Origin of the sequence: Bradyrhizobium sp. SPXBL-04, assembly GCF_051853035.1 — a bacterium.
GTDB classification, from domain to species: domain Bacteria; phylum Pseudomonadota; class Alphaproteobacteria; order Rhizobiales; family Xanthobacteraceae; genus Bradyrhizobium; species Bradyrhizobium zhanjiangense.
Genome location: NZ_CP182472.1, coordinates 3,827,351 through 3,840,898, shown reverse-complemented (window position 1 = coordinate 3,840,898; position 13,548 = coordinate 3,827,351). Strand labels below are relative to the sequence as shown.

General features: G+C 57.9%; 11 protein-coding genes. 5 read left to right on the top strand and 6 right to left on the bottom strand.

Annotation, left to right across the window (positions count from 1 at the left end):
* Positions 1 to 173: 173 nt before the first annotated feature.
* The 5 genes from ACNJX8_RS18125 to ACNJX8_RS18105 form a co-directional block, all read right to left on the bottom strand.
* Positions 174 to 1,937, bottom strand: a complete 1,764-nt coding sequence (locus ACNJX8_RS18125) for a GMC family oxidoreductase (protein WP_439361556.1) — start codon at positions 1,935 to 1,937, stop codon at positions 174 to 176.
* Between the two features lie 266 nt (positions 1,938 to 2,203).
* Positions 2,204 to 3,301, bottom strand: a complete 1,098-nt coding sequence (locus ACNJX8_RS18120) for a hypothetical protein (protein ID WP_439361555.1) — start codon at positions 3,299 to 3,301, stop codon at positions 2,204 to 2,206.
* A gap of 1,132 nt (positions 3,302 to 4,433) precedes the next feature.
* The gene (locus tag ACNJX8_RS18115; RefSeq protein WP_439361554.1) at positions 4,434 to 6,017 is read right to left on the bottom strand and encodes an amidohydrolase family protein; all 1,584 of its coding nucleotides are present in this window, start codon (positions 6,015 to 6,017) and stop codon (positions 4,434 to 4,436) included.
* A 245-nt stretch (positions 6,018 to 6,262) separates the two neighbouring features.
* A complete protein-coding gene (gene gstA / locus ACNJX8_RS18110; protein WP_439361553.1) occupies positions 6,263 to 6,874 on the bottom strand; it encodes a glutathione transferase GstA in 612 nt (203 codons plus the stop codon).
* A 475-nt stretch (positions 6,875 to 7,349) separates the two neighbouring features.
* A complete protein-coding gene (locus tag ACNJX8_RS18105) occupies positions 7,350 to 8,285 on the bottom strand; it encodes a LysR substrate-binding domain-containing protein (RefSeq protein WP_439361552.1) in 936 nt (311 codons plus the stop codon).
* Positions 8,286 to 8,381: 96 nt separating this feature from the next.
* On the opposite strand from ACNJX8_RS18105, the gene ACNJX8_RS18100 reads away from it, so the two are divergent.
* Together ACNJX8_RS18100 and ACNJX8_RS18095 are read left to right on the top strand one after the other, a co-directional pair.
* A complete protein-coding gene (locus ACNJX8_RS18100; RefSeq protein WP_439361551.1) occupies positions 8,382 to 9,275 on the top strand; it encodes an aldo/keto reductase family oxidoreductase in 894 nt (297 codons plus the stop codon).
* A 105-nt stretch (positions 9,276 to 9,380) separates the two neighbouring features.
* Positions 9,381 to 9,701, top strand: a complete 321-nt coding sequence (locus ACNJX8_RS18095) for a putative quinol monooxygenase (RefSeq protein ID WP_439361550.1) — start codon at positions 9,381 to 9,383, stop codon at positions 9,699 to 9,701.
* Between the two features lie 365 nt (positions 9,702 to 10,066).
* Here ACNJX8_RS18095 and ACNJX8_RS18090 read toward each other — a convergent pair whose 3' ends face one another.
* Positions 10,067 to 10,660, bottom strand: a complete 594-nt coding sequence (locus ACNJX8_RS18090) for a TetR/AcrR family transcriptional regulator (RefSeq protein WP_439361549.1) — start codon at positions 10,658 to 10,660, stop codon at positions 10,067 to 10,069.
* Between the two features lie 198 nt (positions 10,661 to 10,858).
* On the opposite strand from ACNJX8_RS18090, the gene ACNJX8_RS18085 reads away from it, so the two are divergent.
* The 3 genes from ACNJX8_RS18085 (at position 10,859) to ACNJX8_RS18075 (ending at position 13,335) form a co-directional block, all read left to right on the top strand.
* Positions 10,859 to 11,473, top strand: coding sequence for an FMN-dependent NADH-azoreductase (locus ACNJX8_RS18085; protein WP_439361548.1), 615 nt, complete (start codon positions 10,859 to 10,861; stop codon positions 11,471 to 11,473).
* 18 nt (positions 11,474 to 11,491) lie between these two features.
* Positions 11,492 to 12,421 (top strand): NAD(P)-dependent alcohol dehydrogenase, encoded by a 930-nt coding sequence (locus tag ACNJX8_RS18080; RefSeq protein WP_439361547.1) that lies wholly within the window; start codon positions 11,492 to 11,494, stop codon positions 12,419 to 12,421.
* Between the two features lie 134 nt (positions 12,422 to 12,555).
* A complete protein-coding gene (locus ACNJX8_RS18075) occupies positions 12,556 to 13,335 on the top strand; it encodes a DUF3108 domain-containing protein (RefSeq protein WP_439361546.1) in 780 nt (259 codons plus the stop codon).
* The last annotated feature ends 213 nt before the right edge of the window (positions 13,336 to 13,548 follow it).

Genomic DNA, 13,548 nt, shown 5'->3' with positions numbered 1-13,548 from the left:
CAACGCCCCTCTCACAGCTTGTTCCTCGATAGATCCACATTCCTCGTTGGGGCCGAAACGTGTTCGTCCCGAACGACTAAGAGGCACTTTCGTGCGGGTCGACTTATTAGAAGAGCGCGGGAGAACGACGATTCGCTATCGAACTAGGCGCGACTTCTCGGTCACTCTCTCCGCTAGGCTGGGGCCGAAAGTATCTCTGCCATACGTTCGCCAATGTGCACGCATGCGGCCATCAAGGCGGCGGCAGGAATCCGCGGCATGATAGAACTATCGGCAATGCGAAGGTTGCTGACCCCATTGACGCGCAGCTTCGCGTCGACAACTGCCTGTGGATCTGCGCCCATGCGGCACGTGCCACTAGCATGGTAGAATGTCGAGGCTCCGTCGCGGGCGAAGTTTGCAAGTTCCTCTCCTTTGAGTTCCTTGCCAGGGGCGACCTCACGCACTGCATGAGGACGCATCGCGGCCGAGTTTCCAATGTGGCGACAGACCTCGATGCTCCGTATTAGCGCGGCAACGTCTTCTGGATGACTTAAGTAATTCGGTTCGACAACTGGTCGGTCTTTCGGGTCGTTAGATTTCAACCGAAGGTGACCACGGCTTTTCGGGGCGACCACAGCCGCGCAGAGCGCCCAGCTCGTTGTCGGCGGGCTATACTTCTTGGATATGACATCTGTCGTGATGGGCGATTCCACCTGGACCACGCTTATATCGGGACGATTTAGAGACGGGTCGCTCTTTAGATAACCCAATACTTCCGCCCCAGAATTTCGTAGCTCCACCTTTTTCGGTGCCTCCCAGAGACAGCCCCGGTGTAGAATATGATCTTGAAAATTCTTGCCGACTTCGGGGCTGTGAACAACGGGCTCGATGCCGATGGATTTGAGATGCCCCTCGTCACCGATGCCACTCAGCATCAACAGTCGTGGCGTGTTAATGCCGCCACCGCAAACGATGACTTCATGGTTGGCCGCAACGATTCGCTTATTCCCATCGCGGACGAACTCGACTCCGCTTACCTTGCCGTTCTTGATTATAAGGCGATCGACCTGGGTATCGACCATTAGAGTAACGTTCTTTTGGCTCAGCACAGGGTAGAGATAGGACTTCGCCATGTTTTGTCTCTGGCCGTCCCGAACAATGTGATTGAAGTAACCGAATCCTTCGCCCGTCTCTTCACGCTTGCCGTTGGAGTCTTCTACTACAGGAAGACCGAGTGCCCGGCAGGCCTCAAGCATCGCCGGCGCAATTGGCGAAGGGTCCTGTGCAGGTTGACACCAAACGGGCCCATCTTTTCCGCGATATCGGTCATCTGGTGCCCCTCTCCAATTTTCGGCCCGGCGGTATATGGCAAGTGCGTGCTCATAGCCCCACCTCTCATCCTTGGCTTCCTTAGCCCAGAATTCGAAATCATCCTTGAACGGACGCACCCAACAGGCCGCATTGATGCTGCTTCCCCCACCCAGCACCCTACCTGTTTGTTCAAGGATCGATCGGTTGTTGATGCCGGCGAACGGCGGCGTAACGTCGCTCCAGGCGCGCTCGGTGCCAATGTTGGTAAACCAGATGCTGGGATTGAGGATCGACGGCACGTCGTCCCACCCACCCGCCTCGATCAGAAGAATACTCCTGTTGATGTCAAGGGCCAGCCTACCGACGAGCGCGCACGCCGCGGTGCCTGCTCCGCATACGACATAGTCATAGCTTCCGGACAAGGTTTTAGCTCTGGCTGCCTGATTTGCTTTGATTTCCTCCAACGTCTGCGCGAGCGCGCTGATCTGGCTGGCCGAGAGAAGTCCGAGGGCCAGCGACATGGAGATAAATCTGCGACGGCTAATCGAGCCGCGCAGAAGCGCGGCCTCGAGGACATCTTGATGCCAATCAATGCGGCTGGCGGCACGCCTCGGATCATTATGTGACACGGAATCAACCTCCATTGTTAAGGTATCAGCTGCAATACGCTCCTGGCCGCGCTATCATCGGTACTGTGACTGTTTAAACGCGCATGCGGAACAGCCGCATACGGGATCGCGTGAGACCATCTGGAACGTCTTCATATGCAGACGTACTGCGTACACTCAGAAGGTACGTCGCCCATCACTGCGCCATCCGGAGAAGTTTTAGGGGCTTCCATCGGAAGCCCCCCTCTCGAGATCATTAGTGGCGCGAAGGGCTGGATGCTCAACGCACCACTTCTTCAGATCTACCATTTAACCGTTATGCCGGCGTAGACGGTGGATTCGGTGCAAGTGTTGTTGCTCACACCTGGAGAAACGTTGCAGGTCCTGCTCACGCTGTGGTCAATTCCGAACTTGTTTTGCCAGTATCGGTAAGACACCCATAGGTCGACAAAATGTGAGTACTTGGCTCCCCAAACCGCCTTGCTCGCGTCGAAAGTCAGGCGGATGGGCTCGGAAAAGTACTGCACAGCAGTACTGAGACCCGGGAGCGGATTGGTCTCATATCCTCTCTTTCCTACAATTGCCGCACGGCCGCTAATCGAGAAGAACTGCATGCTTTCTGGCAGAAATCCAAGGTCCATGTAGTAATTGGCCTCAAGCGACCATGTCGGCTCGTAAACTCTGTTGCCGTCGATCAGACAGTTCACTCCCGGACTGGTACCGGCGAAATTACTTCCGCATTGAGCGTATGCGCTATTGTTGGAGAATTCCCAGTAGGCCAGCGGCGAGACGTTGAAGAAGCCCTTGTAGGGCAACTCGAATTGGAATTGCAGACCAGAGACGACGGTACGCCTTGCCGGAGTCAAATAGTTATTTTCGGTGCCGCCATCCAGACCGACTACGAACGAGATATTCTTCAGGGGTCCCGCGGTGAACGCCTTTGTGTTGAAGAGTTCATTCCACCCGAAGGTCGAACGCAACTGACCAGTAATGTCGGTTGCTCCCGAGCAAGACGCCGCGATCCCCGGATCGGCACGGCTCGCCTGAATCACGCCAGCGTTTGTGCACGGGTGTGCCGGGTTATTGTGATCCGACTTAAGTAGAGAGATGTTGAGCGAGTTGGTACCATAGGCCCAAATGTCGAAGTGTGTAAACGAATAGACCTGCTTTGCAGTCTTACCGTTGATTGACCCGTCGGGACGCCGCGAATAAGCTCCAGGTTCGGTGCCTTGTGGCATCCAAGAAAACGTCAGCCGATTGTCGTTCACCAGGAAGAACGGAGGGTCTACTGGTGGTGCCTGTTTAGCCTTGACCGGAACGTCTGCAGCGTTTGCCACACCAGCTGACGCAATCATGGCGACGGAAAGTGCTGCCGCCCGTAGTCTCTCATAGTTGAGCATTTGTCCCCCTCGATATGAACGGGCCAAGGCCGTGCATCATGCATCGGCCTCGCCCTACGCTTCCTCCATTTGCCGCGCCTGATTTGTGGTCGGACCGCGAACACACTGAATTGATATCAAGGACCCACTCGCTTGTGGTTCTCAGAACCCAATCTAGGTCGTCACCACTGAATCCGCGGGAGAGTCATAAATCGGCAACACCGCGAGCGATTGGGGCGAATGTAGTCGGACCGTTTTGTGCCACTCCTCTTCCCAACAAGCCTGGCCTAGGGGTCGAGCAACGCCTCGACAAAGCAGCCCTTTGAACCGCACGAGCAGAGGCATCCGCTCATGCGCTTGTCCTATATCGTTCCGGCCATCACCGGCCTGCTCTCCCAAATAATAGCGCCCACTCATGCTTTGCCCCGGCCAGCAGGATCCGGATGCAAGTCATGGCGTGCAAAAGGGCGGCTGGGACCACGAGGGCAGCATCGCTAGTAACGCCTTCGAATGTGAGGACGATCGTCCGAGTGTTATCCGCAAGCGCTACATTCATGGTCGAGCAAGTGGGCGACGAGGTAGGCCACAGGTCGTAGGCTCGTTTGCCGACGTCACTTTCACTCGCTACCAAGAAAGCGGTACCGACTTGGAGTTCGATATTGGTCCAGTTGCTCTTAGCGGCCTCCAAACCGAAAAGAGCCCCAACGACTTTCGAAGGCCTGCGACCGCTCTAACGAGCACGTAAAACAGTCAGCCCTTCCCACGAAAATTGCATCACACCACTCGAAAAGAAGGATATGTCCAATTTTGGGATATGTCAAACTTTTCGACGAGCTGAGGCGTTTGGGTGACTGGTCTGACGGCACTGCGCGACTGGGGTCCCTGCCTAGCCGCGATCCTTATGATCTTTCCTTGCAGTGTTGTTGCCGCACTGGCCGCGCCCGGCACTTCTCTCGATGACATTTGCGCCGCATTAGACGCGCCCACACCTGACCTTGGAGCATCGGGAAAGGACCCTCAATTGGGATAGTTCAATTCTCTCTAACCGAACCGCCCAACAGCGTCCTTAGCCAAGCGGCTGCCTCGATCCGCCCGATCGATGATCGGCACATCGCGGTCCAGAGAATAAGCGTCAGATCTCTTTCGTCGTCTTCTAGCGTTCACAGCAGGTTCCGAACGGATCAATCTTCCAGCCGGCGCGCGCAAACAATTGGTCTCGAGAGGTCTCGAGCAAGCGAAGCAGTTTCATCATATCGACGTCGACTAGTCTACCTCGCCACTTTCTCACTTTACCGGCGATAAAGACCGTATCCACATTGCTGGTGTCCATCAACGTTACGATCGCTCCCGGAACGTTGGTGATTGGCCAAACATTCATCATGTCGACTCGTAGCATGATGATGTCTGCTTCCTTACCCGGAGTCAGGGAGCCAACCTTGTGGGCCAGGTTCGCACCGACTGCGCCTCCCATCGTCGACATCTCCAGAACCTCACGGCAAGTAATTGGCCGCGGCACGTCACGCTGACCGTTATCAGAGCGCTGTACCGCAAGAAGTCGTTGAAGCATAAATGCGCCGCGCATCTGAGAGAAGAAGTCGGCAGTCATAAAGGCCTCGGCGTCAGTGCTGAAACTCGCCCGGTCCATGATGCCATACTTCATCACCTCCATGATTGCCGGAACTCCGTTTGCCACAGTAGGCTCTGCAATGGAGGAGATGGATACCTTCGCGCCGTTGTCTACGATTTGCCGCCACGCGCTCTCTGGCAGATCCATTGCGTGAATGATGGTGCAGTCGGAGCGTATTCCTAACTCTTCAACCGCCGCACTTCGGGCTGGACCGGTTACATGAACATAAATTGGCATCCCAATTTCGCGAGCGAGCGGGAAAACCGCTTTGACGTCGGGTGGAAACGCCCCCAAGCCAAGCGTCATAAGCTGATCTTCGGAGCTGAAGTATTGCGATTTTATGCGATGGATGTCCTGAGGAAATGCATAGTCCGCCACACTAGCGGCATTGCCCGGTCCACTCGTAAAGACAAAGACAGTGCGATGCCCGGATTCCTTGAACGCATCGATGCAGGCGTCAGTATGTTTGCGCGTGATTGACACTTGCGACGTGTCGCACACTGTGGTGACACCCGCGGATATGTTGGTGAGCCCCCCAACGAGCTGACCGATGTACGCGTCTTCGGGAGTATACTTCTCATGGATGCCGCCAGGCATGAATGCACGCCGGTAGTCCGGTCGGCGTCCCGAGGTAAAGTAGAACGCGTCGGCGAAGTACCCACGTGTGTTCGTCTGAAATTGATGATGATGCGTATTGACAAAGCCGGGCATCACAATTGTGTTCGTGGCATCAACAACAATTGCATCGGAGACCGAAAGGTTTGGCCCGACAGCCCTGATCGTCTTTCCCTCAATCAATACGTCGGCGTTCATGAAGTCGCCGACGGATCGATCCATCGACATCACGATTCCGCCTTTGAGTAGTATCCTTCGGCTGCCAACACGCTCAGAGCCCTGCAAGCGGGCCAAGACGTCGCCACCGCCTTGCTCGCCGTATGGCTGCGCCATCGCCCCGAAAGGCAGGAGAGGGGCAGCTACCGTGGCAGCTGTGGCGCCGACCGCAACGGCCTTGAGAAGTTCGCGGCGCGATGCAAGCACATCTGGTTCTTGATCAACGTGGGAGGAGGTTCGGTCGGCGTCGTCTTTGGACTCGTTCCTATTGAGGGTCATCGTCTCCTCCGATGTGAGCATCGATCTTCGCAAAGCACACCCCGCCTCTTTCGCGACAAGGCACGCTCGTCCGCAGATATTAGGCAGCCAAAGCTCTCTTCAAATGCACCCGGACGAGGCCTCTCCCGCGTCTTCTTTGATTACGCGGACCTCAGCGCCTACCACAGCCAGCTCCGTGCCCTCCAAACGAACTGACCTCTCGACACGGAAACTACCAGACTTGTCCCCTCCCCAAGCGCCGCGCCTCATACAGCCTTCATCAGCCCTTCCTTAATGAGGGCCTCTTTTACCTTCGGCCGCGCAGCTATGCGGGCCTTGTAAGCGAGCAGGTTTGCCATGCCCGAAAGATCGAACTTCAAAGGGTCGGTCCAGCCTAATATTGTGAACATATAGCCGTCGGCGACTGTGAACTGGTCTCCCATCAGGAAATCGCGGCCGGCGAGCTGGCTATCGACATACTTTAGCTTGGCGGTCACGCGGTCCCTGAAGAAGGATTTAGCGTCGTCGGCTAGCACTGGTGAGAACAGCGGGCCGAAGCTCTTGTGCAGCTCTGTCGTGATGAAGTTGAGCCATTCGAGCAACCTGTAGCGCTCGGCGCTGTCGCGGGCCGGAGCCAGGCCGTTGCCCACTTTGTCGGCGATTACCTGAACGATGACCGGACCCTCTGTGATGACCTCGCCGCTATCGAGTTGTAGCGCAGGGATCTGGCCTTTCGGATTGACCTGCAGATAGTCCTCTCCGTTCTCGAGCTTCTTCGTGCGTAGGTCGACTTTGACCATGTCATAAGGAAGTCCAGCTTCCAGCAGAGCGATATGGGGCGAGAGCGAACAGGCGCCGGGTGTGTAGTACAGTTTCATCAGTGCTCCTTGTCGGTCCAGAAGGAAACCGTGCCGGGTGTCCTGCGCTGCCTCAAAGCCAGAAATTGATATATGTCCGATTTTGATATGCGTCAAGTAAAGCCACTATGACTGTCGGAAGATTCGAGCGCAGCACGCCGTCGGCCAGGTCGAACTGGTGGATGTCTCAGGCGCCATAAACATTTCCTGATACAAACCTGCTGCGGTGCTATCGAGTGAGCGATCGTGCCGGGTCGATCGCTTGTGTCCGCAATCGAGTCTCCAAGGCTGTGGTCTACTAACGCGAAGCATTGCGGAAATAGCACGCTATTTCCGCGCCTGCCCCTGGGAGAGGTCGCCGGAGCGCTCCCCGCTTTATCGGACGTCAAGGGAACTCTACGGCCTAACGGCCGGTGCCTTATCCCTCTATAGCCGTAAGGTTCCGCGCACAGCTCTGAACCCTCAACCAGCGAACATCTTGTTGCTGCCGAGGGCACTACTCGGTGGGTATAGTCCCAAGCGGCGGGTACGATGGTTCACCCCTTACGAAGTCAATGAATGCGCGCAAGGGTGCTGGCACAAGTCGGCGGCCGGGATAGTAGAGGAATGGACCCGAAAAGCTTTGCCACCAGGGTTCAAGGACCGGTTCCAGCTGACCACTGGCGAGATAGGGGCGCAGCCATTCCTCGAAGAGAGTGATGATGCCAGTACCGGCGACGGCTGCGGCAACTGCAAGATCTATCGCCGTCCCCACGCTGACCAGCAACGGTCCCTTGGGTTCTACGCGAACGATTTCACCCTCCCGTTCGAACTCCCACGGCGCCACCAGCGCACCGGACGAAAAGCGACCGCCGAGACAAGCATGATTGAAAAGGTCACGAGGATGATTGGGCCGGCCGTGACGGTCTAAATAGATCGGAGAGGCAGCGGTTGCGAAGCGCTGAATGCGAGGTCCGATCGGCATTGCCACCATATCCTGCTCCAGACGCTCGTCGTATCGGATGCCGGCATCGCAACCCGCCGCTAAAACGTCGATGAAGTTATCCTCCGCAATGATCTCCAGCCGAATGTCGGGATAGGTCGCAAGAAAGCGCGGCACGATGGTGGGTAGCACGAGACGCGCCGCGCTAACGGGCACGTTGAGACGCAGTGTACCTGCAGGCTTGTCGCGGTAGTTGTTGACCACGTCGACCGCTGCTTCCACCTCGGCGAATGCAGGCCCGAGCCGCTCGAGGAGGCGCAGCCCCGCCTCGGTGGGCACCACGGTCCGGGTCGTTCGGTTCAACAACCTGACCCGGAGCTGCGCTTCCAACCTGGTTACCGCTTCGCTCAGCCCTGAGGCGCTCGCCCCGCTCGACCGAGCTCCGTCCCGAAAACCTCCAGCCCGCGCGACGGTCACAAAGGCGCTCAGTTCACCCAGATCTACTTTCACTGTTCGCGTCTCCGAACGACCCGTTCGGAGAGTACCTAGTTATCGACCGGCCCGGCAATATCTACCTACGGAAGATCGATCTTACGGAGATGATCTATGCCAACAGCCGACCACAGTGCCCGCTTTAACCTGGAAGACCGCCTCGTAAACCGGCTTGGGTACGGCGCCATGCAACTTGCCGGTCCCCATGTGTTCGGTCCGCCAAAAGACCGAGCCGCGGCGTTGGCTGTCCTGCGCGAAGCCATCGCGTTGGGCGTGAATCATATCGATACTTCCGACTTCTACGGCCCCCATGTTACGAATCAGTTGATCCGCGAGGCGCTGCATCCCTACCCCAAAGACCTCGTCATCGTTACCAAAGTCGGCGCTCGACGCGGCGGCGACGCTTCATGGAATCCGGCCTTCTCGCGCGAAGAGCTCACTGAGGCGGTTCACGACAACTTGCGCAATCTTGGGCTCGACGCGCTCGATGTCGTCAATTTTCGCGTCATGATGGACCCGAATACGCCGGCCGAAGCCATCGAAGCACCACTGAGTGTCTTGGCAGATCTCCAACGTCAGGGTCTAATAAGGCATATAGGGCTGAGCAGCGTCACTCCTTTGCAGATCGCGGAAGGACGCAAGATCTGCAAAATCGTCTGCGTGCAGAATCAGTACAACTTGGCTCACAGGTCTGACGACACCTTGATCGATAACCTCGCGCGGGACGGCATCGCCTACGTTCCGTTCTTCCCACTCGGCGGATTCACTCCCCTGCAATCGTCCACCCTAACGCACGTCGCCGCTCGCCTCGATGCAACGCCCATGCAGGTAGCGCTTGCTTGGCTGCTTGGTCGCTCGCCCAACATCCTCCTTATCCCCGGTACCTCGTCTGTCGCGCATCTGCGCGAGAATCTCGCCGCATCCGAACTCGACCTGCCGGAAAATGCAGTCGAAGAGCTAAATGGCGTTGCTGGCAACTCTCGTGCGACAAGAGCAGGACACCGTTGATCGTCACGATAGGATGCAGGCACTGGCAGGTTGACTGCGCCAATTCACGATCCCAATATCCAGTCGCCTGCCTCATGCAGCGGCGCCCCACTAGGATTGTTCAAAATGACCATTGTAGTGTCCGTCAAGTACGTCCTGAAGCCGGGCAAGCGGGACGAGCTGTTGTCGTTTGTGATGGACAATGTCCAAAACACGCGGGAGGAGAAGGGAAATCTGGCCTACTCTCACTATCCTTCGTTGGAAAACCCAGACGAAATGTTCGTCTTCGAAACGTGGGAGACGCTGAAGGATCTGGAAGACCACATTGACATGCCACACTACGTAGCATTCGACGAGAGGAGGAAACCTCTCTTGGAGTCCTATGAAGCGAAAGTTTACGAGGCGACGTTGTGCCGCTCAACAAACAAGGCTCCAAGGGCCAACTGACGCTTGGCGAGACTCGGTCCCTTCGGGCCACAAAGTGATGCCCGTCGTTCAAAACCCTGCCTTCGGCGCAAAAAGCTCGTCGTTACCGCTCTCCGTTCGGAAGGCTTGTGCTCAGCGACGAGCCTCGCTAGCACCACAGAGAAGCCGATCGAGCGGGCCATCATCGAACGGCTGGGGTCGGACGGCCTACCGGGTCGATCGGCGGCTAAACGCCAAGGGGCCTTGTCGATTGCGACGCCCTAGGTCCCCTTCGGGCACGCCTGCGGCGCAGCAGCCGAAGATGCGGCGTCGTTCTTTTCATAGGGAGAACAATTCTTCCTAGTCCGCCAACGTAAGGCGCACTCACCGCCGGCGCCTCGCGAGCACTAGAGTTCGTCCTCCAACACAGAGAACATCTGTTTGATGAAGCTCGCCAGCGGCTTTTGACCTCCCTCGTCGGCCCATGCGTCAACGGAAAGACGCATGGCCCCGACAGATGCCATCGCAACGACCTGGAGCGCTCTGCGCCGCCGCGCTTGCGGCCAGTGCACCGACAGAGCTTCGAAAGCCGCTTTCTCCATCGACACGAATTTCGCCTGATTGCTTGCCCTCAGCTGCTCGGTCGAGCGTAGAATGCGATCGATCGCGATGGCGTGTTCGGAGCTGAATTGCACCGGCAGCTTCAAGAATGCGTTACGCACGAGGTGAACCGGGCTCTGGTTCGGCGATTCTGCAAGGATCGCGGCGCGCACCGCATCCGGCAATCCCTGCTGCCAGGCGAGCAGAATGTCTTCCTTCGACCTGAAATAATAGAAGAACGTCCGCGCTGATATGCCGGATGCTGCCGCGATCGTCTCCAGCGTCGTCGCCTCGTATCCATTCTCGATGAAGAGCTTGAGCCCGGTTTCGGCAATGCGCTGCAGCGTCTCGCGACGCTTCCTTTCACGCCAACCCTCCGGGGCCGATGATTCCCTTTCCATGGCATTTCAAATACCACTTACCGCACCCCTTGTAAATTCGCAGTCACTGCAATAATTAGAATTGCACAGACTGTAATTTTCGACCCGCGCCTGTCCGGCTGGAGCAGGTTTGCATCGCTGCGCGCGACCGGGCGCAAGCACGTGCAAGCCACCTCTCGATCAACGAGCATCGCGGGATCATATGAAAGGACTTGGACTATGAAACTTCTGCATGTAGACGCCAGCATCCTTGGCGGCCAATCGGCCAGCCGACAACTCTCTGCCGCCATCGTGGAGCGATTGACCGCCCTCAATCCAAATACGCAGGTCATTCGCTACGACCTCGCCGCAGAACCAATCGGGCACCTTACCGGTCCGGAGTTGCTGGCTCAGCGGGGCTCGGCTCCGGAGGATGCGGCTACGAAGGAGAGCGCAGCGCGCAACGCCCAAATCCTCGACGACTTTGTCGACGCCGACGTAATCGTCATCGGCGCGCCGATGTACAATTTTTCTCTCCCGTCGCAGCTCAAGGCCTGGCTCGATCGCGTGGCCGTCCCAGGAAAGACATTCCGCTACACGGCCAACGGCGTCGAAGGACTCGCACAGGGCAAACGCGTGATCATCGCCTCGTCGCGCGGCAATCTTTATAGTGAAGGACAGCCTGCCGCCGGGCTCGATCATCAGGAGAAATATCTGAAGGGCTTCCTCGCCTTTCTCGGAGTCAGCGACGTGACAGTCATCCGCGCTGAGGGTCTTGGACGCAGCCCGGAGAACCGGACCGCAGCGATGGCTGCAGCCGCTGCCGAGATCAAGAACCTTGCGGTCGTTTACTGACAAAGCCGAGAGGCAATCATGAAGAGAGTGCAGTACGATCGCTACGGTGGTCCCGAGCAGATGTATTTCGGAGACTACACGCCGCCGCCGCTCGACCGCAATCAGGTGCGCGTCAAGGTGAAGGCCGTCGCCATCAATCCCCTCGACTGGAAGCTCCGTCGGGGCGCCATGAAACTGATCATCGGCGGAGCATTTCCGAAGGGAGTCGGCTCCGACTACGCCGGGACCGTCGAGGCGGTCGGCGAGGACGTAACGAACGTCCATTTTGGAGACGATGTCTTCGGCACGATGGACTTCAAGAACGCGGGCGCGTTTGCCGAATCGATCGTGGTCGATAGCCGATATCTGACCAGAAAACCGGAGCGGCTCTCGTTCAGCGAGGCTGCTTGCCTTCCCATTCCAGCAACGACTGCCTGGGCTGCAATCATCGACAAAGCGCAGGTCCGCAGCGGGTCGCGCATCTTCATCAACGGCTGTAGCGGGGCGGTCGGCGCGTTCGCAGCGCAGTTGGCGCTGGCACGAGGTGCAGCGGTCGCTGGTTCATGCGGCAAAGCCGCCATGCCAGCGGCCAAAGCGGCCGGTCTCGACCCGGTATTTAACTATGTTGACAGCCCCTCCTACCGGGAAGCCGGAACGTTCGATGCCATCTTCGACACGGCAGGAACGATGCCCGTGGGCGAAGGACTTTCCATGCTCAAGCCTGGAGGCGTGTTCGTCGACATCAACCCAACTCCGCGAAGAGCCATGCGCGGGATGTTGTCGGGCCGTTACAAGCTTGCCTTCGCGACGATGGGAACCGAGCACCTCCACGAGATCGCTCAGCTCGCCGAGGAGGGCGTGCTACGGCCGAAGATCGGTCTTCAGAAGCCGTTCAGCGAGGCCCTGACCGCGATTGCAGACGCAGAGTCAGGTTTTCGCAGTGCCGGCCGAGTCGTTCTCGCGCTATGAGAGCGGGGCAGCTCGCTTTTCCTGCCCGTCGAGGGGCTGCCTTCGCCGTCGTCTGTCCGCTGAACTTTGTCGTGGGAGCTCCAGCCCGCCAGCGAGTGCGCTATGGGCTCAGTGGAGTGGCAAGGGGGCACGCGTTGCAGGCGCTCCTGCTCCTCTCCAGCCTGATAGGCCTGGTCTCGGTATCGAATGCTGCGACAATTCGTGCCAAATACTCCTTGTCGTATCTCGGCGTCCGCGCTGGCGAGCTCACGATGACGAGCAACATCGGTCCCTCGACCTACGATGCCAGTCTCAACGCGCATCTCAGCGGCATTGCCGCCTTCGCAAGACCTTACCGTCTGAGTCTGAAGGCCGATGGAACATTGAAGGATGGAACAATCCTGCCATCGTCCTTCTCGCTGAGCCAGGCTGGATCCGAGACACGCACGATCCGCGTGGCATCGGCTGCCGGCAACGCCAAAGCCACCGACATCAATCCTCCATTCGAGATCGAGGGGCCGAGGATTCCCCTGTTGGAAGAGCACATGAGGAACGTCGTCGATCCCCTTAGCGCCCTCATCATGCCGGTGGCTCGAAGTGACGGAGATGTTGGCTCGGCAACGTGCAAACGGACGGTTCGTCTCTTCACAGGAGCGGCACGTTCCGACCTGGAATTCTACTATACAGGCTCGGAGGACGTTAGATCCGCTGCGTACAAGGGCTCCGTTGCGGTGTGCTCGGTACGCTACAAGCCGCTTGCAGGTCACAATCCGGACGCGACGATGACTAGGTTCATGACGTCCAACCAGAGGATCAAGGTCCGGCTGGCCGCCCTGGCGGCCATTCCTTACGCGCTGCTAGTATCGGCGACGCTGCCGCTGCCGATGGGAACGGGCAGCGTGCAGCTTGACGAGTACAGCATCGAGGGACGCTGAGACTTGGCGCCCGATCTCATCCTATGCAACATTTGAGAGGACAGAGTCGCCGAACCGACACAGGAGGTCGTTCACGTGCCCTAATAATCACGACGGATTTCCTTATCGGCGCTGACATGGCCATCAACCGGATCGGCTTTGGCGCCATTGCCTTTCGGCTACCCCCGCTTCACGCGGAGGCCTCATGGAGTCCGGCCTGCCCTGGTAAAGAGC

Bases quoted from the DNA above. Each gene is read 5' to 3' on its own strand.
- ACNJX8_RS18100 (WP_439361551.1), top strand. From the start codon at position 8,382: ATGCCAACAGCCGACCACAGTGCCCGCTTTAACCTGGAAGACCGCCTC.
- ACNJX8_RS18120 (WP_439361555.1), bottom strand. From the start codon at position 3,301: ATGCTCAACTATGAGAGACTACGGGCGGCAGCACTTTCCGTCGCCATG.
- ACNJX8_RS18125 (WP_439361556.1), bottom strand. From the start codon at position 1,937: ATGGAGGTTGATTCCGTGTCACATAATGATCCGAGGCGTGCCGCCAGC.
- ACNJX8_RS18090 (WP_439361549.1), bottom strand. From the start codon at position 10,660: ATGGAAAGGGAATCATCGGCCCCGGAGGGTTGGCGTGAAAGGAAGCGT.
- ACNJX8_RS18095 (WP_439361550.1), top strand. From the start codon at position 9,381: ATGACCATTGTAGTGTCCGTCAAGTACGTCCTGAAGCCGGGCAAGCGG.
- gstA (WP_439361553.1), bottom strand. From the start codon at position 6,874: ATGAAACTGTACTACACACCCGGCGCCTGTTCGCTCTCGCCCCATATC.
- ACNJX8_RS18085 (WP_439361548.1), top strand. From the start codon at position 10,859: ATGAAACTTCTGCATGTAGACGCCAGCATCCTTGGCGGCCAATCGGCC.
- ACNJX8_RS18080 (WP_439361547.1), top strand. From the start codon at position 11,492: ATGAAGAGAGTGCAGTACGATCGCTACGGTGGTCCCGAGCAGATGTAT.
- ACNJX8_RS18115 (WP_439361554.1), bottom strand. From the start codon at position 6,017: ATGACCCTCAATAGGAACGAGTCCAAAGACGACGCCGACCGAACCTCC.